Raw genomic sequence first — 21,938 nt, 5'->3', positions numbered from 1 at the left:
GGAAATCGACACGGGGTTGATTTTCTGTCTGTGAAACTCAGCACGAGCATCCGAATTTCGTGCACATCCACAAGGCTACAACCCAATGTCATCCAATGAAAGAACTTTCCGCGAACTCGGCCTGTCTGAGAATCTGTTGCGTGCTCTTGACGAGTTAGGTTATGAGAAACCAACACCGATCCAGTCAGCAAGTATCGATCCGCTTATGGCTGGTCAAGATATTATCGGCCAAGCACAAACTGGTACAGGTAAAACAGGTGCGTTTGCGCTGCCTTTACTGAACAAAGTCGATATTCGTCTTAATGCCCCACAAATTTTAGTTTTAGCACCAACACGTGAACTTGCCGTTCAGGTTGCTGAAGCGTTTGGCAGTTATGCTAAACACATGAAAGGCTTCCATGTACTACCGATTTACGGTGGTCAAAGCATGCATCAACAATTAAGCGCCCTTAAACGTGGACCACAAGTGATTGTGGGTACACCAGGTCGTGTAATGGATCACATGCGTCGCGGCACATTAAAGTTAGATGCGCTAAAAGCATTAGTACTTGATGAAGCTGATGAAATGCTAAAAATGGGCTTTATCGATGATATCGAATGGGTATTAGAGCATAAGCCAGCAAACAGCCAATTAGCATTATTCTCAGCCACTATGCCTGAGCAAATTAAACGTGTTGCTAGCAAGCACTTAACTAACCCAGTTAACATCAGTATTGCTGCCAGCCACACAACGGTTGAGTCTATTGAACAGTGTTACGTACAAGTATCACAACACAATAAACTAGAAGCACTAGTACGTGTATTAGAAGTTGAAAATACCGAAGGTATTATCATTTTCGTTCGTACCCGTAATAGCTGTGTTGAGTTGGCTGAAAAGCTAGAAGCACGTGGTTACGCTTCATCACCATTACATGGCGACATGAATCAACAGGCACGTGAACGTGCTGTTGAGCAACTGAAAAGTGGCAAGCTAGACATTTTGATTGCCACTGACGTTGCAGCTCGTGGTCTAGACGTTGAGCGTATCGGTCACGTAGTAAACTACGATATTCCTTATGACTCAGAAGCCTATGTACACCGTATCGGTCGTACTGGCCGCGCGGGTCGTACTGGTATGGCTATCCTTTTTGTAACACACCGTGAAATGCGCATGTTGCGTACTATCGAACGTGCTACAAACAGCCGTATTTCGCCAATGAAAATCCCTAGCCCAGAAACGGTTGCAGAGCGTCGTCTATCTCGTTTAGGTGAACAAATTCAAGAAACCCTAAACACTGATTTAGATTTCATGAAAAATGCTGTGGCTGAATTATGTACCCAGTTAGAAATCGATACCGATTTGTTAGCTGCGGCATTATTACAGCAAGTACAACAAGAGCGTCCATTACAGTTACCACAGATCCAAGAGCGTCAACGTGATTCACGTGACGAACGTGGTCCTCGTGAAGATCGTGGTTCACGCGATGGCGGTGATCGTCCTCGTCGCGAGCGTAGCAGCCGCCCATCACCAACTAGCTTCGGCCAACCTGAAGGATTAAAAGATAATCCTGATGTTAAAATGAACCGCTATGTTATTGATGTAGGTCGTGAGAATGGCGTTGGTGTGGGTAACATTGTTGGCGCGATTGCTAACGAAGCTAACATCGACAGCCGTTATATCGGTCAAATTCAACTGTACGATCAAGTCACTACAGTTGATTTACCAGATGGCATGCCAAAAGATGTATTAACTCACCTAAGAAAAGTGCGTGTTTGTGGTCGTCCACTTAACATTCGTGAAGCTGGTGATGAAGTTTTCGTTGATTCTGGCCGTGGTGCTGCTGCACCTCGTCGTCCACGTGGTGACCGCCCATCGGGTGACCGTCGTCCTCGTGGTGGTGACCGTCCTTCTGGCGATCGTTCATCGGCAGAACGCCGCCCACGTAAACCACGTGATAACGGTTAATAAAACGTTGAACTCAGCAAATGATTAAACAATGGAGCCTTTGGGCTCCATTTTTGTTTTGAAACACATGCCATTATAGAACCGATCAATTTAAGCCACCTAAAAGCAACACTTTACAGGCTTAATTTTCCTTGTAACATAAACATAAGATTTATGACAAGGATGTAGAATGCCGGCCAAAAATGTCTCTGAACATGCCAAGCCTATCAATAACGCCGCCCTCACTCAGTTTATAAAAAAGCTACAAACTAGGGTGTCTCAATCACAATCTATTGATGTTGTTAAAGCCTGCTTAGATAAAGCCATTGCTTATCCGAATCAACTTACTTACCAAAATAGTGCTTTATACCTGTGTATTTTAGCGTCAGTGATCTCTGCTATTGGTTATTGGTTTTATCTTGAGACACAAAGCCAATACACTCGCATTTCAAACACCGATTTATTCATATGGGCAGTCTGTGCCATAGTCGCTATCGTCGCCATTTATCAAATTATTGCCCGCAAAAAGCGCCTAACCACACTGTCGAATCTATTTAGAGATGAAACCTTAAAGCACCTTTACAATGTAACCCACTGTGATGCGACCTTTTTAAATAATGCCCAACATAAATTTATCGACTTTAACCGCGGAAATTACTCACAAAATGTTGAATGGGGTAAACAAATTGACTTCCATTCTGAATCTGGCCTCATCCGCGCCGCGGTGGTTTATCATCACTATGTCGATAAAAGAACGGAAACATATCAAGAGTCAGACGGTAAAGGCGGCACCAGAACACGAACAAGAACTGTGTATGATCATTATTATCGCCAAGGGGTTATCTTTCCGCCTATCAACAACACCACCCATTTAGTCATGAGTCAGTCAAGGCTAGCTAGGCATTGGCAGCAGCGTTTTATGCCCGCATCACGCGAGTTTGAAAAACGCTTTTATGTGCAAACGGATTCAGAATTCAATGCTGCTAAGTTTTTAGAGCCAGTGGTGGTGATTGCCTGTGAGCAATTGGCCCACAAACTTGATGATTTAACCATTGAGTTTGCCTACGATGGCAGTTTATTGATTAACCAAAAAAATACTAATCTCCTTAATCCTGCAATGCATTATGACATCACCGAACCAGAAAAATTTAAACAAGAATTGCTAAATGACACATCTTTGTTCACAGTGAACCGTATCTTTGGTTTTGTAAATCAAATCATCAAGCACAGCGCTAGCCCATTATATTAAGGAAAAATTATGGACCTGTTTTTTATTATTATTGCCATTTTAGTTGTTGTCGCGTTCATTATATTCAGCATTTATAATGCCATCGTCAAAGAGCACAATGCGGTACAACGAGGTTGGGCAGATGTGCTAACCCAGGAAAGGCAGCGCAGTCGAATTATTCCTGAACTTGATCGCGTGCTACAGCAACATCAAGATTATGAAAAAGATTTATTGCCTAAAATTACCGCTTTGCGCCAAGGGATTAATGCGCTTAAAGACAATAAAATTGATACCAAGTTACAAAATGATGTTGATCAAGCCTCGCAGGCGTTGATGAAAGGCATTAATGTTGCTGTTGAAGCTTACCCTGAACTAAGAGCATCAGAATCTTTTGCCAAGTTTATGTATGAAATTACCGAACAAGAGGAAAATGTGGGCGCTGCTGTACGTATTTTTAACCAAAACGTAGCCAATTTTAACGGCTGTATTCAATCTTTCCCGAATAACCTAGTGAACAGTTTTTTTAATAAAAAACATACTATTGAAGTGTTTAGTGATAGCAAAGCACAGGCTGAGTTTGAATATAAACCTAAGTTTTAATCTTATATAGCCATAGATGATGAGCCTGATGATGCATGACATCTCAGGCTAGTATACAAAAATAGAGAGTCAATATAGCGTGTCTACGACCCGCATCACTTCTGCGTCATTGATGCTTGACACCATCCAGCACAACAATAGCTAACCCAATCTAAACTGTTTGCGTTTGACGTACAAAGGCCAAATTTGCACCGCAAATACCGAAAAAATAATCAGTGCAATGCCAGATAAGGATAACCCGTCCAGATTATCGGCGCTGAAGGTATCACTCCACCATCCAAGGCTAACCACAATAGCCGTTGCACTAAAACTTAACACCGGAGTCAACGCCAACATGGCACTGACTTGTGCCGTAGGCCAATACTTCATGGCTTGCCCAAAACAACCATAGGCAATCAGGGTATTCGCGCCACAAAAAACCACAACCCCCCAATCAGATAAACTCATTAATTCAAAATGACCAAAGTCACTGAACGGCGCCATGGCAAAAATGCCTAATCCATAGATAAACAACAATACATTGCTGGGGGATAATTTAGGCCCTAAAGACTTTTGTAATAATGCATAACTTGTCCAGGACAATACCGAAAACTGCACGATTAACACACCAAGCATAATTTGATGGTTATCAGCGTTGCCAACATTCAAATTTGGATGGAAAAACATCAGCATGCCAATGGCTAAGGTAGCAAAACAAGTTAATTGCACGGCATTTAAGCGCTCTTTAAATAACAATACACCACCAAAAGCTAAAAAAAATGGTGCGGTTTGAAAATTCAATTGGGCTGTTCCCGGTGCAAGATAATCCAATGAATACACAAACGATACATAGTTAAACATCAGCAAGGTGCCAGCGAGACACAATTTAAGCCAATCGGCGCGAATGAGCAGGCTAAATTGACGCAGTTGGCCAAATCGCCATTGCAGTAACAAGGTCACCACAAACGCCATTAAAAACCGAAACCAAGTCAAAGTCACGGGGTCGATAAATCGCCCAGATAGCTTTAATGCTATGGGTAAAATGCCCCAAAAAAATACCGCAACGGAAACGAAAATGAGACCTAGCTTGGCGGTATTATCCATTTGAGTATCTGTCACAGTAATGACTCTTAGTTTTGAAGAATTGAATACTGCCTGATATGCGCATTCGTGTCAGCTAATATTACACAGCAATAAATAACAAGGCGTAATACGCTGCGATCAAACACTGGATTGTTCTGTAGTGAAAAAAGCCTATTTCAACCTCGCCTTTTTACGTGGCAAAACCAAAGAATACGGGTAAAATAGCCGCCATAAAAATTAGCCCTTCCCCCTTCAACTAGAGGAATACTCGTCATGAGTCTTGCCGATTCCGTTTTAGCCGTTAATAACGATTTACCCATCCGCACAGACAAGCCAGTGCATAGCGGTAAAGTGCGCAGTGTATACTGGCTAACCGAGGCTGATAGTCGTCGTTTAATCAAAGACAAAGGCTATAATGTCCCTGAAAATACGCCATTAGCCATCATGGTCATCAGTGATCGTATTTCGGCATTTGATTGTATTTTTCATGGTGAAGGCAATTTACAAGGTATCCCAGGTAAAGGCGCGGCATTAAACGCCATTTCAAATAACTGGTTTAAGCTATTTGCTGAAAATGGCTTAGCTGACAGCCATATTCTGGATATTCCACACCCGTTTGTGTGGATAGTACAAAAAGCTCGTCCAATTAAAGTAGAAGCCATTTGTCGTCAGTATATTACTGGCTCAATGTGGCGAGCTTATGCTAAAGGTGAACGCGAATTTTGCGGCATCACCTTGCCTGAAGGATTAACCAAAGATCAAAAGCTACCTGAGTTGTTGATTACACCATCAACTAAAGGCATTTTAACCGGTATTCCGGGGGTGCCTGAGCAAGATGATGTCAACATCAGTCGCAGTGACATTGAAGCCAATTATCAAGCATTCGGATTTGAAAAACCTGCAGATATCGACCTATACGAAACACTATTAAAGCAAGGCTTTAAGGTTATTTCTGATGCATTAGCCAAGTTAGATCAAGTGTTTGTCGATACCAAATTTGAATTTGGTTATGTCACAGATAAAGAGGGCCAATCAAAACTCATTTATATGGATGAAGTGGGTACGCCTGATTCTTCGCGTATTTGGGATGGGGCGGCGTATCGTGAAGGTAAGATTGTCGAAAACTCAAAAGAAGGTTTCCGTCAATTCTTACTCAATCATTTTGACGATGCGGACATCTTGCTCAATAAAGACAGAATGCCGGAGCGTGAGGCACTTGCGCGCGATAATGATTTACCATTAACCGCCATGATGGCAGTTTCAGAGACCTATACCGGCGTAGCTGAAAAAGTCACAGGTCAAAAAATCATTTTGTCGTCAAATCCCAAAGCAGACATCATTGAAATTTTGAAAAATGAATATGATTTAATTGCCTAAATTTTAGTAAGACAGTTCAGCAGGCAATACTGAAGACTGGTAAACTCAATGTTACCAATAGAAAAAGGATGACTCAATGTCATCCTTTTTTCGGTTATTGCACTCAAGGTTAGATAACTTAATGATCTCGCAATCAACGAAGGCTTAACTTTACCTAAGCTAAGCTAAGCTAAGCTAAGCTAAGCTAAGCATTGATAATAGCATAAGGTCAAACAACCTAAACCTCCCCCTGCTTATATACTCAACATGTAGCTCAGGTCTTATTGGCACCTCTCGCCCTAGGTCAAACACAATGATCACTTATCCTTGATCACTGTGCCATGGCCAGATGAAGAAAAATCATTATCAAATTTAACTCAATCCCCCGTAAACTGACTCCCATACCCAAGCTCGTAAGATTCAAGGGCATTTATATTGCCAATCTTCAACACCACCCTAAGCTCAACTAGGGCAACTTAACGCATGAATGACGTTACGGGGCCGCGTTCTTGGGTACTTAAAGATCAGTCACAGGTTTTATCAATCGCACCGCTATGACTCATGCACTTGAGAGTCTAATTTATTCGTAAAAATCCCCTTTAATTCTCACGTAAGTTTACAGCAAACACATCAGACCACGTTCTCCCTTAAGATCCTGATTTTTAGCACTATAAAGCAGCTCGTGTTACACCCTGTTCTCTCACGCGTTCAGCAAATGTCTTTTTTTCTTTGTTTAACAGATACTTGTGTTTTAAAAATGTGACTAAACATTCTTTTTTTTGTTATCAAACTCTGCAACAATCGCGCCTCACGTTAATAAAAATTAGCGAAAATATTATAAATACGGGGTCAATTTATGAAACATGTAACAAAAGTCTCGGCGCTTTCGCCATCAAATGCTCCACCTACTATCAGCAGCTAGCAGTTTAAAAATTTACTAATCAATATTTTTAATTTTAAGTTTGGCCTTCAAATATTGGCTGACAAATTACTATTCGGAAGTAACAGTAATGTTAAAAAAATCAACAATTGCAATTGCTATCTTCACTATGTTTAGTGCGGGTTCAGTGAGCGCTGTAATGCTAGATGGTGACAGTAAAGGCGACCACGTTCGCTTGTATGGCGAAGTGGGTGTCGGTGGGCATTTTGATACTCATCCAGATTACAATCACGATGAGTTCTACGATACCAAAGGCTATGTAGATGATAGCTTCGCCACCATGGGCGTAACGGGAAAACGTCAACAGTTTACCTACCGTCTTGAATTAGATTACCAACGCCGCAACTGGCTTGGCGGCGATGGTGAATTCGAATTGGCCATTGACAAGCTATACGTCGGTTATGCTTTTACCGATCAACAGTGGATCGAGCTAGGCTTGACCGATACAGCATTCGATGATTACGACCACTTCGGTGATTTCACCTTCAACAAGTCAGTTGAAACTGGTGAAGCCGGTGACCAAGAAAACACGGTTAAATATCAAGCTGAATTTGACAATCTGATTTTCGGCGCCTCTTACTCATACGACGGTGAGCATAAGAGTGGTGCACTACAAGGTGACATCATTAACGGATACATGGGGTGGATGTCTGATCTGCTGTCTGTAGTCGTTGGTTTAGAAACTCGCGGTGGCTCAAACGGAATCAGTAAATACGGTGAACAAAAACAAGTAGGTTTTGGGGCACGCCTGAAACTAATGCCTGATTTATCTATTGGTTTAAATGGCTTTGTAGAAGATGAAGACTTGTCTACGCGTAAGGGCGGTGATGTACACCTAGATTATCAAACTTTCCGCAATCAAGGGCTAACGCTCAGTGCCAAGTATGATCTTAATCAACACTGGGAAATTATCAGCTCAGTAAACCACGAAGAATATGAAGGCTGGGATCTGATTGGTCCTAACTACGACTATTCTGAGCTACCGCCTGAATACGGAAAAGAGCGTCAGTGGGCCAGTTTAGGTTTCAACTATCGCCCTGCCCGCGACATCGTTTTCTCACTAGAAGGCAGAATAGGCGAAGCCCCTGAAGCAGCGTATGCCTACGCGCGTATGTATTTCTAGTCCGAATTAAATTCACTTTTATAGAGTTTACTATGAAAAAAAGTTTCCTATCGCTGGCTATTGCCAGCACCATCAGCATGGGCGCCTTCGCTGGCGTTCAAGACCTGCTGATCACCGAAATGACCCAGAGTACCGATGCCAATGTTGGCGCGGTTGAGATCACCAATACTGGATCTGATGCCTTCACCTTCACCGATGAAATTACCGCTTTCCAACGTTCAAGTGGCAAGTATGACAATGAGCTTCTGAACGCTGATGTTAAGCCACTGCTGACTGGCCAGACGCTTGCCCCTGGTGCCTCTCTTGTGATTGTCAACAGTCGAGCTACCGAAGATTTTCGTAATGCCATTGCGACTCAAGGTGGCACCGTTGTTGTCTCTACATATGATGCCAGTAATAAGTACAACAACCTGTTCATGACCAGCGATGACGGTTTTTTCCTGAAAAATGGTGATACTGTTATTGATCGTGTTGGCGCCGAGAATGAGACTAGTAAGTGGGCACCTAATACTACTTTACGTCGTAAAAAAGCGGCCGATGGCAGCAATCCTGCTCAATCAGGTACCTTCGATGCAGCTAACTGGCAGAACATTTTACCGATGAGATTTGATGATCTAGGTAAATCAGAGCTGCCTGCTGCTGATGCTGAAGACATCATGGACATCTTCACTTGCCCAACTGATAGCAGTGAAATCCTGTCTCCTAGCGAAGTTCAGGGCACAGGCTTTACTTCGCCTTTGATTGCCGAAGGCAAGACTGAGTCAGATGAAAAAGTTGCCGTAGAAGGGATTATCTCGGCTAAGGTCTCTATTCCTAACGATGGCTTCTATCTTCGTAACCTTGTTTCTGATAATGATCCTGAGACTTCTGATGGTCTCTTTGTTAGCTCTAGTGCTGCGGGCGATCTTAAAGTAGGTCAAACTGTTTGTATCGGTAGTAAAGTGGCTGAATACCAAGGTCAAACACAACTGTCTGCAGATACAGCATTTAGCTGGAACGTGACGAATACAGATATCCTCACACAACCTGTCGATATTGAGGTTATTAGCGCTGATAACGATTCTTTCGATAAGACCTTAGAGCGTTATGAAGGTATGTTGGTTAATCTGCCTACCGATCTGGATCCTCAGACTGATGGTGACCAAGATATGCGTATTACTCGCAGCTTCAGTTACAACTATCTGTCATCTCCTAACGGTCGCAACAACATGGTAGCGGCTTATAAGCGTCCTAACTTACAGCCTAACCATTTGCATGTTGCAGGAAGCCCTGAATCTAAAGCTGCTTATGAGCAAAACAATGACTATCGTTTAGTGATTGAAAGCTCGCCTAAATCAAACGGTACAGACTTACCTTACTACGCAGGCTTTAACAGTGACCCACACACCAACTATATCCGTATCGATGATAGTCTCGTTAATGCACATGGTGTGATCAGTCAATATGAAACTGAGTTGATCCCAGGTACTGACAAGTTTGACCAGGACTATAGCCTGACCATAACTAATCAGTTGACCAGTGATAACTTTATTCACAACTTACCTCGTACTAACAAGCCTGATCTAAATGACACTGTGGCAGATGATGAATTTGCTATCCGCGTTGCCAGTCAGAACCTGTTTAACTTCTTCAACTCTCCTTTTGGTGGCGACAATAACAACTATGGTCAAAGCCGAGGCGCTGATACTTACGATGAATACATCCACCAGAGAACCAAGCTGGTAGAAATTATTCGTGCTCAGGATGCTGATGTCATGGCCCTGATGGAGATTGAAAACAACGGTTTTGGCGATGACAGTGCTATTGCTGAGATTGTGAACCAAGTCAATATCAAGTATGTAGATGAACGCGCCCAAGATTACAATGGCCCTAACTCTACTGAAAACCGTTATGTGTTTGTTGGTTTTGACAACAACGGCAATCAAATGCTGGATAACCTAGACGCCATTGGTTCTGACGCCATTGCAACAGGTATTATCTATCGTCCAAGTAAAATGAGCATTCAGCGCACTCGCGTTATCCCAATGCCTCAGCAAAAAGCGCCAACTATCGTCAACGACTTAGGCGAAGTGATCAAAGATCAAAACCAAGAGATCTTGGAAGATGGCCAAAACTACCACCGCGATGCTCTAGTGGTTACCTTTATCATTAACCAAACAGGTAAGCGCTTAACGCTATCTGTAAATCACCTTAAGTCAAAAGGCTCTGGTTGTTGGGAAGAATGGCAAGGTGTTGAGTTTGGTAATGCCACGACTTGGAATAACCGTGAAGCGCCCGATCTAGACTACCAAGGAGCTTGTGCTGAGTTCCGCGTTGCCGGTGCTGTGCACTTAGGTGAAGAGATGGAAGACATTCCTGGGGATAAAATCATCCTTGGCGATTTGAACGCTTATGGTAAAGAAGATCCTGTGCTGGTGCTTACCGAGAACCCACGCAACAAGACGATCGTTACCGCTAGCCATACTTTCCTTGGACCTAAGCCACAGTTTAACCAAGATGGCTCACCAGTCACTATCACTAAGACGTACGGCTACATTGATATCGTCGGTGAAAAGTTCAAAGAGAAAGGCAAGACGCCTTGGAGTTACTCTTTCAGTGACGAATTAGGATCGCTTGATCACATCTTAATCTCACCTTCACTAAAAGATCGTGTGATTGATGCAACAGACTGGCATGTTAATGCTGCCGAAACGGGTTTGTATGACTATCAAAACAGCTTCAAAGGTAGTATCGACGGAACTGGTGCGCACAAGTTTTACAAACCAGACATCTATCGCGCATCGGATCACGATCCTGCGCTCATTACCATTAGCTATAAGCCTGGTGATGCGGATGATAGCGTGCCTCTATACCTGCCAAAACTGAGAAAGCTGATCAAGGTTCCTTATCAAATCCCAGCGAGTATTTCACCTCAAGTGGGCGATGTCGCGACCGTCAGTATGACTCCGTATGATGATGAACAGCGCTTAGATTTGAACCAAATGGTACAGCCTAATGTGGTTATTTCTAATAACACCACAACTTTGGTGAATTTCGAAGTCTTTGGTGCGCCATCTGCTATCTACAACGTTAATGTAAACCTAATGCGTGATGGCAAAATTTTAGAAGGGTCTGGACAAACTTTCCTAGCGAAAGTATCTAACCGCGACGGCTTGATTGCAGACATTGTAGAAGAAGAAAGTGATGGTACTGGCGGTGACGGTGGTGCGGGTAGCACTGGCTTCATCAGCTTGCTATCCCTGTTCGGATTGGCTGCTATGCGCCGTCGTCTTCGCAAGTAAGCGTTGATCTCGATAATGAAGCGCCTGTCTTTCGACAGCGCGCTTCCCATCAAAGACTTTAAAGAGATACGATTATGAGAATTAAAATAAATGCAGTTGCCGCGGCTACTGCTATGGTTTTGGGCTGCTTTTCTACTGCTGCCAATGCAAATTTAGTGATTACTGAGTACATCGAAGGTAGCAGCAACAACAAAGCTGTTGAAGTTTCCAACATGGGTGGCAGCGCCATAGATCTGGACGCTAATGCGTATAAGCTGATTCTATTCGGCAATGGCGCAGATGCATCAAAACCAGGTAATACTGAAACTTTAACAGGCACTTTAGCGCCAGGAAAGAGCCTTGTGTTCCACAACTCAGGTGCAGCAGATGCGTTTAAAGTGGGCAATGCCTCTACCGTCACATTCTTCAACGGTGATGATGCCCTAGTATTAACTAAAGACGATGTGGTAATCGACCGTTTCGGTAAACGTGGTGAAGACCCAGGCTCTGCTTGGACTGATCCAAGCGACGCCAATTTCTCCACCGCGAATAAAACCCTACGCCGTAAAGCCAGTGTGACCACTGGTGATACCGTGGCTGAGGCTGATTTTCCAGGTACTAATAATCAGTGGTTAGTGTTTGATATTGACACTGCTGATGGCCTCGGCTGCTCCGGTGAAGTGGCTTGTAGCTCAGAAGCGACTCCAGGCTTATTGATGCTAACCGAATATATCGAAGGCAGCAGCAACAACAAAGCGATTGAGATTTCCAACGTAGGTGGCAGCGCCATCGATTTAGATGCCAACGTGTATAAGCTGACTCTGTTCGGCAATGGCGCTGACGCATCAAACCCTGGTAACAGTGAAACATTAACTGGCACTTTGGATCCAGGAAAGAGCTTGGTTTTCCATAATTCTGGTGCCGCTGATGCGTTTAAAGTGGGCAATGCTTCTACTGTCACTTTCTTCAATGGTGATGACGCCCTAGTATTAACTAAAGACGATGTGGTTATCGATCGCTTCGGTAAGCGTGGGGAAGACCCAGGCTCTGCTTGGACTGATCCAAACGACGCCAACTTCTCCACCGCGAATAAAACCCTACGCCGTAAAGCCAGTGTCACTGCTGGTGATACTGTAGCAGAAGCAGATTTTCCTGGTACTAACAACCAGTGGGCTGTTTTCGATATTGATACTGCTGATGGTCTAGGTTGTGCTGGTGAGGGTACCTGTGATGGTTCAGTCACGCCGCCAGAGCCTCCGTTGCCAGAAACCGGTCCTTGTACGGGTTGTGAGACGCTGACTCCGGTTGCAGATCCTACTACGTTCAATGCCGAAATCTATTACTCAGATATAGTCAGTGGCGAATTTGCCAATGCAGAAGAGCTGAAAAATGCCCTCTCAGCAATCATAGCCAAAGAACATAAGCAACTTACCTATAAGCAGGTTTGGAGCACACTGACCTACGCAGACCAAGATCCTAATGACGATAAAAAAGTGATTGAGATCTACACTGGCACTTCTATTTCCAAATACGACAACCAAACTAGCGGTAGTGGTGTAGGTAAGTGGAACCGTGAACACGTTTGGGCCAAAAGCCATGGCTTCCCAAGTGAGTCTCAGTGGGGCTATACCGATGCCCATCACCTACGTCCTTCTGATCCAGGTATCAATACTGCGCGAAGCAACAATGACTTCGGTGCGTGTAAAGATACCGGTGAAGAGGTACTGTTTAACGGTGTAGGTACTGGTAACTATTTGGACAAAGCCACGGATTGCTGGGAACCTCGTGATGAGGTCAAAGGCGATGTCGCGCGTATGATCATGTATATGGATACTCGCTACCAAGGCACTGATACAGCAACAACTCAAATGCCTGATCTCGTTGCAGTAGATCGTCTAACGACGGCAGACGAGGATAGCGCTCCGCTGATCGGTACGCTTTGTACTCTGTATGCATGGAACCAATTAGATGCTGTTGATACATACGAGCAGAACCGTAACAACCAAGTATACAAATACCAAGGAAACCGTAACCCGTTCATTGACCGTCCAGAGTTAGTGCAAGAGGTTTATGGTGCAGTTTGTGGAGACGATCCAAACCCTGTTTTGGAAGTCGAAGGCGATATCGTCACTCCTGAAAGTGTTACCGAAGGCGCTGTATACACCATCGATGCCTCTGCAATCAAAGCGGGTGAAGCTGTTACCCTAACTTATAAGTGGGAGCAAATTGTTGCTGAAGAGAAAATTCTTGTTGGCAACGAGGCTATCTTGTCTCTGAAGGCACCAATGGTTAAAGCTGACGAGACGTTGAACTTCACCTTGACCATCAGCGACGGTAAGTTGGAAACAACTAAAGATGTTAGCTTGAGCGTAATTAACGTGCCTTTGACGCTGAATGTAGAGTTTGCTGGGACCACGAAAGTAACCGAAGGCGATAAAACGTCTATCACAGCGACGGTTACGGGTGCACCAGAAGGGACAAGTTACAGTTGGAAGCAGGTATCCGGTGATACAGCACTGTTTACCGCTACGGGTCTGACACTTGATGTGACGTCACCTAGCGTCGATATTAATCAAGTGCTTGTGTTCGAACTTAAGGCATCTGTTGACGGAGAAAGCTTTAGTCAATCGGTAAGCATTGAGGTGTTAAACGCCGAAGATGATGGTTGGACTAAGCCTGATGGCGCGGGTAGTTTAGGTGGTTTTATGACTCTACTGCTACCGTTGATCTGGTTGCGTCGTCGCCAAGGCTAACCACCAGCTGAGCCTATAAAAAGCAGCACCGGGATCGCTCTGGGTGCTGTTTTTTTTAACGGTAAAGACGTTGTCTTCGGCTCGCCATGCTCAATGATGACACTCAGCCATTAAAGCTGATGACGACGCTTATCTGAATAATATTGAAGGATTACTATGAATACTTCACTCCGTCTTTCTGGCCTACTTATTACTGGCTCAGCTATCGCGCTCGCATTAGCATTGAGCGGCTGTAATAAGAAGCAGGAAGAAGCTCCTAAAGCGCCGAAGGTGACCGCATCTGTCGCCTGTATCGCGGCAGGCGATAACTGCAAGCGCTTCACCCTACTGCATACTAATGATCACCATGGCCGTTTTTGGCATAGTGAAAATGGTGGTTATGGTATGGCTGCCCGCAAAACTATCCTTGACCAGATCCGCAAAGAGGTGGTTGATCAAGGTGGTCAAGTTTTGTTGCTCTCAGGTGGCGATATCAACACTGGCGTTCCTGAGTCTGATCTTCAAGATGCCGAGCCAGATTTTATCGGTATGAACCATCTAGGCTATGATGCCATGGCCGTGGGTAACCATGAGTTTGATAATCCATCAACAGTGATGGATAAGCAGCGAGGCTGGTCAAAATTCCCTTGGTTATCTGCCAATATTTATCGCCAAGTCGATGGGGAATGGCAACGCTACTTTGAGCCCTACAAGGTCTTTGACGTTCAGGGCTTAAAACTAGCTGTAGTAGGCCTAACCACTGAGCATACTGCTGAAATAGGCAATCCAGAATACGTTGCAGGGTTAAAATTCACTTCAGCTCAAGCTGAGGCGAAAGATATCTTGGCAGAGCTTGAACAACAGCATCAGCCAGATCTGGTATTCGGTCTCACCCACATGGGTCACTATGAAAATGGTAAGCATGGTAGTAACGCACCCGGTGATGTATCTCTAGCTCGCAACCTTGAGCCTGGACAAATTCAGGCAATCATTGGCGGTCACTCGCAATTACCTGTTTGTATGGAAGGTGACACGGGTGAGTATGTAAAAAAATATGCTCGAGATGAGCCGTGTAAGCCTGATCGCCAAAATGGCACTTGGATCATGCAAGCCTACGAGTGGGGCAAATTTATTGGCCGTGCAGACTTTGAATACTACGGTGGTGAGCTTCATCTAGCACACTACGAGCTGGTTCCAGTAAACACTGAAACCAAGTATGGTTTCATGCAGCATTCTTCTATGCATACTCCCAAAGATCCAGAAACCCTCGAGTTACTGCGTCCATATCAGCGCAACGGTCAGGTCAAGCTACGGGAAGAAATTGGTGTGGCAAAGGCGAATTTCATAGGAGATCGTAAGGTGGTTCGTTCCCAAGCGACACCGCTAGGAATTATGATAGCCCACGCTCAAACTCAGCTCCCTGTGCCAGCAGATTTCGGCATCATGAATTCTGGCGGTATTCGTACCACCATAAAGAAAGGGCCTATTCGTTATCGTGATGTGCTTGAGGTGCTGCCTTTTTCCAACAGTGTGACTGTGACTGAGATGAAGGGTGCTGAACTGAAAAAATATTTGTCTAAGGTTGCGCTTATGACTCAAGGTTCAGGAGGTTTTGCCCACTTCAGCGGCATCAAGATGACCGTTGACTGTAAAGCTAAAGATGTTGATATCAGTGCCGTTGGTGATAAGCCTTTCAAGCTGGAAGATAATTACCGATTTACCCTCCCTAGCTATAATGCTGCGGGCGGTAACAAATATCCCAAGTTGAAAGAACAGGCCAGAGACACCGGTTTTATTGATGCAGATATGCTTTATCAATTCATCAAAAAGCATGGCAAGCTCGATCCTGTCGACTATGACAGAGCAAAAGATGTTCGCTATATCAACTCTAGAAATGCAAATGGCTGCGGCGGTTAAACTGATGTTCTAATAAGGTTAATCAGCTGCTTCCTTAGCGCCTTAAACAGCGCCTAACCTTTCGGTTTGGCGCTGTTTATTTTAATGCTGACTGGTAAACATATAGTAAGGTAATCAATATTTGACACGCAGGCTTACCTGATTGTCGCTGAAAATAATGCATTAGATAATCAAACCCTGTTAATAACACTCGCAGAGTTCGTGATAGATTCAATTCTCTATCTTGCTGTCTAAATCGATGACGAAGAGCAGAATAAGTTGAAATACCCTCGAAAGATCAACTCCCACCAAAAAATACCTAAAAATCATTATTTTCATAACCTAACGATAAAAAACAATCTTCAGCGTTATCACCACAAACACTATTCTGTAAATCTTTACAATCACCACCAAAATGTAAATGATAATCGTTTTTATTTAGGTCTTGATGTTATTTGTATACACTCGGTAATGAATTTAACTCTGCGCAGTAACCGCGCTTTCTACACTCGTTACCAAGATGAATCAAACAATGAAATTAACAACACTATCATGCGCCATATATCTCGCCTTACTGCCTGTCAGCCAACTCCATGCTGAAACCGCATCAAATACTGATGATTCTGCTCACTCGGATGTGGAAAAAATTGAAGTCAAAGGCCGCTATATTCAAGGCTACAATGCTCACTCTGCCAGTGGAGCTTCGAGATTAGATCTGGCCATCAGTGATATTCCACAATCAGTTTCAGTGATCACCGATGCTCAATTACGAGACTTCCAACTTAATGACATTAATGCTGCATTGGACACAGCAACAGGCATTAATGTCGAAAGAATTGAAACCGACCGCACCTATTACACCGCCCGTGGGTTTGATGTCACCAACTTCCAGGTCGATGGCGTTGGGTTGCCGCTAGCAACGGGTAATAATCATGCCGATGAAGACACAGCCATCTATGATCGTGTTGAGGTGATTAGGGGAGCAAATGGTTTAATGACAGGTGTAGGAAACCCATCCGCCACTGTTAATTTTATCCGCAAAAGACCAACTGCAGACAATCAACTGAATTTATTAGCTAGCTATGGAAGTTGGAACAACTTGCGCTTAGAAGCCGACGGTTCTGCGCAGCTTAATGACACGTTTGCCGCTAGAGTTGTCGCGGTTAAACAAACCAAAGACTCCTATTTAGATCGCTATCAAACAGATAAAACAGTGCTTTACGCTTTTATCGACGCCAAGTTGAGCGATGATACCAGCCTGTCTGTAAGCCATAGTTATATCAATAACGATGCCGAGGGTAATAATTGGGGCGCATTACCGCTGTTCTATACCGATGGCAGCGCAACTGACTATGACACATCAACCAATACCTCGGCAAACTGGTCAAACTGGCTGGTGATAAAACAAAACACTGTTGTGGAATTTAGTCATTATTTCTCTGATAACTGGAGTTTACGCGCCACTTATTCGCATAAAACTACCGATGAAGATACCGAGTTATTCTATGTTTATGGCACGCCAGATAAAACCACTGAACTCGGCTTAACAGGCTATGGCAGCGAGTACGACTTAGATGATCAGCACAACTTAGCCGATGTATATGTAAATGGTGATTTCAGTCTATTTGGACGCGAGCATCAAGTGGTTGTGGGCTTAAACTACGCCAAGCTGGATTACACTGATAGTTCATTATATGACTACACGACAGGCAATGGATTTCCACCGATGCCAGATCTCAATACCTGGGATGGCAATACCCCAAAACCCACCTTTAAAGATGCACCTAGCGGCAGTGATGTGAGCGCCACCCAAAAAGCGGCTTACTTTACCGGTCGATTTAATCTATTTGAGGATTTCCATCTGATTGCAGGCGGCCGTTTTAACGACTGGCAAGCAGAAGGCGAATCCTACAGTAAAGTTCAAGATGTCGAAGATAGACAGTTTATTCCCTATGTTGGGGTAACTTACCGCTTTATTCCCGAGCTACTTGCCTATGCTAGCTACACCGAAACATTTAAAGCGCAGCGAGAACTAGACATAGACGACAATACGCTTGCTCCTGTCACAGGTGAAAGCCAAGAAATTGGCCTTAAAAGCGAGCTATTCAATGGCAACTTAATTACGACATTGGCTTACTTTGATATTCAACAAACTAACCTCGCTACGCCCGACCCGCGCACTAGCCAACTCCCGCCAACAGAGCGTCGCTATATTGGGGCCGATGGTATCGGCAGTCATGGTTTTGAAGTCGATATTGCAGGTGAAATTTACCCCGGCTTAAATGCCAGTATAGGTTACACCGACTTTGATATTACCGGCGATGACAAAGTTGCAGGGTACACGCCAAGTCAGTTATTTAAGTTTGCAGCCACCTATGACCTCAACTTCATTGAAGGGTTAACATTTGGTGTAAACATGCGCTGGCAAGATGACATTCATCGCTCACAAGGTATTGTCGCTGATGGATTTAATAATGCAGGTCAGGAAATTATTACTAAGCAAAATGCTTATGCGATTGTCGATTTAATGGCGAAGTATCGCTTTAACGATGCAGTGGATCTGACCGTCAATGCCAACAATGTCACCGATGAAAAGTATCTAACCAGCCTTTATTGGGCCCAAGGTTTCTATGGTGCTCCCGCAAACTACAGTGCCACGCTAAGCTGGCGTTTGTAGTCATGTCCTAAATCATTAAGCAAACATAGCGTGGAAAACTCTGCGCTATGTCTTTGGCTTTCTTGCCCGATAACTCGTAACACAAGCCCAGTAACAACAGAGGTAAGCATGAGAAAATCCCTCTTTAAATGGCACTCTTATGGCGCGCTCATAGCCATGTTGCCCATTTTAATCATGTCGATAACCGGCAGTATTTTGGTATTCAAAGTAGAAATTGACAGTCTGCTTAGGCCAAATCATATGCTGGTTGAGGCACTGCCTGAAACACCGCGTATAAGTTTAGACACCTTAATGCAAACGACACTAAGCGAAAACCCCGAATATGAACTAGGCGGCTGGGAGTTATATGATGATAAGTCACGTTCTGATGCGGCCTATCTAATTAAACGTGGCACAGATGACTGGCACAAGGTTTACGTTAATCAATATAGTGGTCAATTATTGTCGCAGCCTTATCCAATGGATCACTTCATCACCGATTGGCTACTTGAATTGCACTATTCATTCTTGTTGCATGTTAAAGGCGCGTCGGTCGCGTTTGTTGCCGCATTAGTTATGCTGTTTCTTGGGATCAGCGGCATGATTTTATACCGGCGTTTTTGGGCCAAGCTATTCACCCTGCGCTTAGGGGCGGTGAAACGCATTCTTTATAGTGATATTCATAAAATGGTTGGCATCATCAGCTCGCCGGTATTGATTATTTTGGCGTTCACCGGGGCTTATTGGAACATTAGCGGCATCATTCATGAAGTCACTGAACATGGTGATGGCGAGCATGTTTATATCACTAAACCGCTTTATCGCGCAGATATCTCGTTTGAAGCATTACACCAGCAGGCAACAAATGAAATCAGCAGTTTTAAAGCAGGGTATCTCGCTATGCCCCATGAACCCGACAGGGATATTACCTTTTACGGTGAGGTGGATAGCAACAACCCACTCAATAGTGAATACAGCAGCATGGTCAGTTTTGATAAAACCACGGGTGTATTGCTATCAAAGCAAGATATTCGTGAAGCGGGCTTGTTGACCGTATTTTTAGACAGCTTTAGAAAATTACACTTTGGCTATTTTGGTGGGTTAATTACCCGTATTATTTGGTGTGTTCTAGGCTTGATGCCAGTCATGCTCGCTTTTACGGGATTATACTTATATTGGCAACGTCGCCAGTCAAAAGTGCAATCAAAACAAAAGCGCCAGCAAATGGTTAATGCCATCTAAGGTCAAAATCCTCTTCTGTATTCAGCACCAATCAGCAAGGTTTAGCCTAACAACTAAGCCTTCATTTTGTTGCACGTCATTTTCTATAGCTGAATTCCCTAAAATACTGCTGTATAATTCCGCCACTCAATTTTGGCTATTTTACGCTGGTCAATTTTATATCTATCTATAGAGGCACTATGACTGTTAATCACTATGACCCGAAACAAACCACAACCCTAGCGACACCCAAAAAGGTCATAGAGGAACAAGCACAATCCGCATCTACCAATAGTCCTATTTCAGCCAGCGCTGCAAAAATTGGTTTTGTTAGTCTTGGCTGCCCAAAAAACCTCGTCGATTCTGAAAGAATTTTAACCCAACTTCGCACTGAGGGTTATGACGTGGTATCCACATACGCCGATGCCGATATGGTTATCGTTAATACCTGTGGGTTTATTGATGCAGCGGTACAGGAATCCTTAGATACCATTGGTGAAGCATTAGCAGCCAATGGCAAAGTATTAGTGACCGGCTGTTTAGGCGCTAAAAAAGATGAAATTATTGAACTGCACCCTAACGTACTAGGTGTCACTGGCCCACATGCCTATGATGAAGTATTAAAGCAGGTGCATCTGCATGTTGAAAAACCAAAGTATAATCCTCTAATGGATTTAGTGCCGGATCATGGCATTAAACTAACACCAAAACATTATGCCTATTTAAAGATATCTGAAGGCTGTAATCATCGCTGTACTTTCTGCATTATCCCTTCAATGCGCGGTGACTTAGACTCTCGCCCTATTGGTGATGTACTAGGTGAAGCGCAGCGCTTAGCCAAAGCTGGCGTAAAAGAGTTATTGGTTATTTCGCAAGACACATCTGCCTATGGCGTTGATGTTAAGCATAAAACTGCCTTTTGGGATGGCATGCCAGTCAAAACCCACATGCAGCAATTGTGTGAAGAATTGGCTAAGCAAGGCGTTTGGGTTCGCTTACATTATGTTTACCCCTACCCACATGTCGACGACATTATTCCATTAATGGCTGAGGGGAAAATTTTACCGTATCTGGATATTCCTTTTCAGCATGCCAACAAGCGCATTCTTAAGTTAATGAAGCGTCCTGGCAGCTCTGATAGAGTGTTAGAACGCATCAAAAAATGGCGTGAAATTTGTCCTGAGCTGGTTATCCGTTCAACCTTTATTGTCGGTTTCCCTGGTGAAACAGAAGAAGAGTTTGAAGAGCTACTCGACTTTTTAGAAGAAGCACAATTAGACCGTGTCGGGTGTTTCAAATATTCGCCCGTTGCTGGTGCGAAAGCCAATGACTTACCCGATCATGTGCCTGACGATGTAATGGAAGACAGATTACAACGCTTTATGGCGGTACAGGCACAAATTAGTGCAGACAAACTGCAAGCTCGTATAGGTCAAGAGTACCTAGTGTTAATTGATGAAGTGAACACCGAAGGTGCTGTAGGGCGTTCGTACATGGACGCACCAGAAGTAGACGGCAAAGTTTACTTAACCGATGAATTTGATGTGCAGCCTGGTGATCAAGTTTGGGTACAAATTATCCATGCTGATGAACATGATGTTTGGGGCGTTCGCGTAGAAGATTAATCCCCTAGCAATGACTGCTGTGGCTTTAATTCTAAAAGCATGAAGGCAACTTCATGCTTTTTTGTATCTGAGTATCCTTAAAATCGATTTAAACTCAATTTTGCTTAAGATAATTACTCATGGATTAATATATTTCACTTATCAAACGAAGATTTTCTAATGATAACAGAGCAAATTGGTATGTCATTAACTGGATATTACCTGAAAATTCAATGCAGTTAACCTTACCGACAGCAAATGCATTTACCAGATGAATTAAACCAGATTAAACGTGATTAACTGGCAGGTAACTTATGCCGCCCTGAAATCGCATCG

12 protein-coding genes are annotated in these 21,938 nt (G+C 43.8%); 11 read left to right on the top strand and 1 reads right to left on the bottom strand.

Annotated elements, in window-relative coordinates; genetic code table 11:
* Positions 1–85: 85 nt before the first annotated feature.
* The 3 genes from NE535_RS16420 (at position 86) to NE535_RS16410 (ending at position 3,752) form a co-directional block, all read left to right on the top strand.
* The gene (locus tag NE535_RS16420) at positions 86–1,945 is read left to right on the top strand and encodes a DEAD/DEAH box helicase (RefSeq protein ID WP_261299682.1); all 1,860 of its coding nucleotides are present in this window, start codon (positions 86–88) and stop codon (positions 1,943–1,945) included.
* Positions 1,946–2,114: 169 nt separating this feature from the next.
* Positions 2,115–3,173: a hypothetical protein gene (locus tag NE535_RS16415; RefSeq protein ID WP_261299681.1), complete on the top strand. Its 1,059-nt coding sequence runs from the start codon at positions 2,115–2,117 to the stop codon at positions 3,171–3,173.
* A 9-nt stretch (positions 3,174–3,182) separates the two neighbouring features.
* Positions 3,183–3,752: a LemA family protein gene (locus tag NE535_RS16410; RefSeq protein WP_261299680.1), complete on the top strand. Its 570-nt coding sequence runs from the start codon at positions 3,183–3,185 to the stop codon at positions 3,750–3,752.
* Between the two features lie 141 nt (positions 3,753–3,893).
* Here the strand turns inward: NE535_RS16410 and NE535_RS16405 are convergent, their stop codons facing one another.
* Positions 3,894–4,835 carry a DMT family transporter gene (locus NE535_RS16405; RefSeq protein WP_261299699.1) on the bottom strand — a complete coding sequence of 314 codons (942 nt, stop codon included), beginning with the start codon at positions 4,833–4,835 and terminating at the stop codon, positions 3,894–3,896.
* A 252-nt stretch (positions 4,836–5,087) separates the two neighbouring features.
* On the opposite strand from NE535_RS16405, the gene NE535_RS16400 reads away from it, so the two are divergent.
* The 8 genes from NE535_RS16400 to rimO all read left to right on the top strand — a co-directional run bounded on the left by NE535_RS16400 (position 5,088) and on the right by rimO (position 21,623).
* Positions 5,088–6,191 (top strand): phosphoribosylaminoimidazolesuccinocarboxamide synthase, encoded by a 1,104-nt coding sequence (locus tag NE535_RS16400; protein ID WP_261299679.1) that lies wholly within the window; start codon positions 5,088–5,090, stop codon positions 6,189–6,191.
* A gap of 989 nt (positions 6,192–7,180) precedes the next feature.
* Entirely contained in the window at positions 7,181–8,233 is a 1,053-nt protein-coding gene (locus NE535_RS16395; RefSeq protein ID WP_261299678.1) for a porin, read from the top strand.
* Between the two features lie 32 nt (positions 8,234–8,265).
* Positions 8,266–11,514, top strand: a complete 3,249-nt coding sequence (locus NE535_RS16390) for an ExeM/NucH family extracellular endonuclease (RefSeq protein ID WP_261299677.1) — start codon at positions 8,266–8,268, stop codon at positions 11,512–11,514.
* Positions 11,515–11,588: 74 nt separating this feature from the next.
* Positions 11,589–14,246: an endonuclease gene (locus NE535_RS16385; protein ID WP_261299676.1), complete on the top strand. Its 2,658-nt coding sequence runs from the start codon at positions 11,589–11,591 to the stop codon at positions 14,244–14,246.
* A gap of 156 nt (positions 14,247–14,402) precedes the next feature.
* Positions 14,403–16,142 (top strand): bifunctional UDP-sugar hydrolase/5'-nucleotidase UshA, encoded by a 1,740-nt coding sequence (ushA, locus tag NE535_RS16380; RefSeq protein WP_261299675.1) that lies wholly within the window; start codon positions 14,403–14,405, stop codon positions 16,140–16,142.
* Between the two features lie 499 nt (positions 16,143–16,641).
* Positions 16,642–18,798 (top strand): TonB-dependent siderophore receptor, encoded by a 2,157-nt coding sequence (locus NE535_RS16375; protein ID WP_261299674.1) that lies wholly within the window; start codon positions 16,642–16,644, stop codon positions 18,796–18,798.
* Positions 18,799–18,906: 108 nt separating this feature from the next.
* A complete protein-coding gene (locus tag NE535_RS16370) occupies positions 18,907–20,019 on the top strand; it encodes a PepSY-associated TM helix domain-containing protein (protein ID WP_261299673.1) in 1,113 nt (370 codons plus the stop codon).
* A 179-nt stretch (positions 20,020–20,198) separates the two neighbouring features.
* On the top strand, positions 20,199–21,623 hold the full coding sequence (gene rimO, locus NE535_RS16365; RefSeq protein ID WP_261299672.1) for a 30S ribosomal protein S12 methylthiotransferase RimO: 1,425 nt from the start codon (positions 20,199–20,201) through the stop codon (positions 21,621–21,623).
* Positions 21,624–21,938 lie beyond the last annotated feature (315 nt).

This window comes from Shewanella holmiensis (genome assembly GCF_025370255.1).
GTDB lineage: Bacteria > Pseudomonadota > Gammaproteobacteria > Enterobacterales > Shewanellaceae > Shewanella > Shewanella holmiensis.
This window is presented reverse-complemented; position numbering and strand designations above follow the sequence as displayed.

What these genes read in the sequence shown, in the direction of transcription:
- ushA (WP_261299675.1), top strand. Translation starts at nt 14,403, where the DNA reads ATGAATACTTCACTCCGTCTTTCTGGCCTACTTATTACTGGCTCAGCT.
- NE535_RS16405 (WP_261299699.1), bottom strand. Translation starts at nt 4,835, where the DNA reads ATGGATAATACCGCCAAGCTAGGTCTCATTTTCGTTTCCGTTGCGGTA.
- NE535_RS16400 (WP_261299679.1), top strand. Translation starts at nt 5,088, where the DNA reads ATGAGTCTTGCCGATTCCGTTTTAGCCGTTAATAACGATTTACCCATC.
- NE535_RS16395 (WP_261299678.1), top strand. Translation starts at nt 7,181, where the DNA reads ATGTTAAAAAAATCAACAATTGCAATTGCTATCTTCACTATGTTTAGT.
- NE535_RS16385 (WP_261299676.1), top strand. Translation starts at nt 11,589, where the DNA reads ATGAGAATTAAAATAAATGCAGTTGCCGCGGCTACTGCTATGGTTTTG.
- NE535_RS16375 (WP_261299674.1), top strand. Translation starts at nt 16,642, where the DNA reads ATGAATCAAACAATGAAATTAACAACACTATCATGCGCCATATATCTC.
- NE535_RS16420 (WP_261299682.1), top strand. Translation starts at nt 86, where the DNA reads ATGTCATCCAATGAAAGAACTTTCCGCGAACTCGGCCTGTCTGAGAAT.
- NE535_RS16370 (WP_261299673.1), top strand. Translation starts at nt 18,907, where the DNA reads ATGAGAAAATCCCTCTTTAAATGGCACTCTTATGGCGCGCTCATAGCC.
- NE535_RS16415 (WP_261299681.1), top strand. Translation starts at nt 2,115, where the DNA reads ATGCCGGCCAAAAATGTCTCTGAACATGCCAAGCCTATCAATAACGCC.
- NE535_RS16390 (WP_261299677.1), top strand. Translation starts at nt 8,266, where the DNA reads ATGAAAAAAAGTTTCCTATCGCTGGCTATTGCCAGCACCATCAGCATG.
- rimO (WP_261299672.1), top strand. Translation starts at nt 20,199, where the DNA reads ATGACTGTTAATCACTATGACCCGAAACAAACCACAACCCTAGCGACA.
- NE535_RS16410 (WP_261299680.1), top strand. Translation starts at nt 3,183, where the DNA reads ATGGACCTGTTTTTTATTATTATTGCCATTTTAGTTGTTGTCGCGTTC.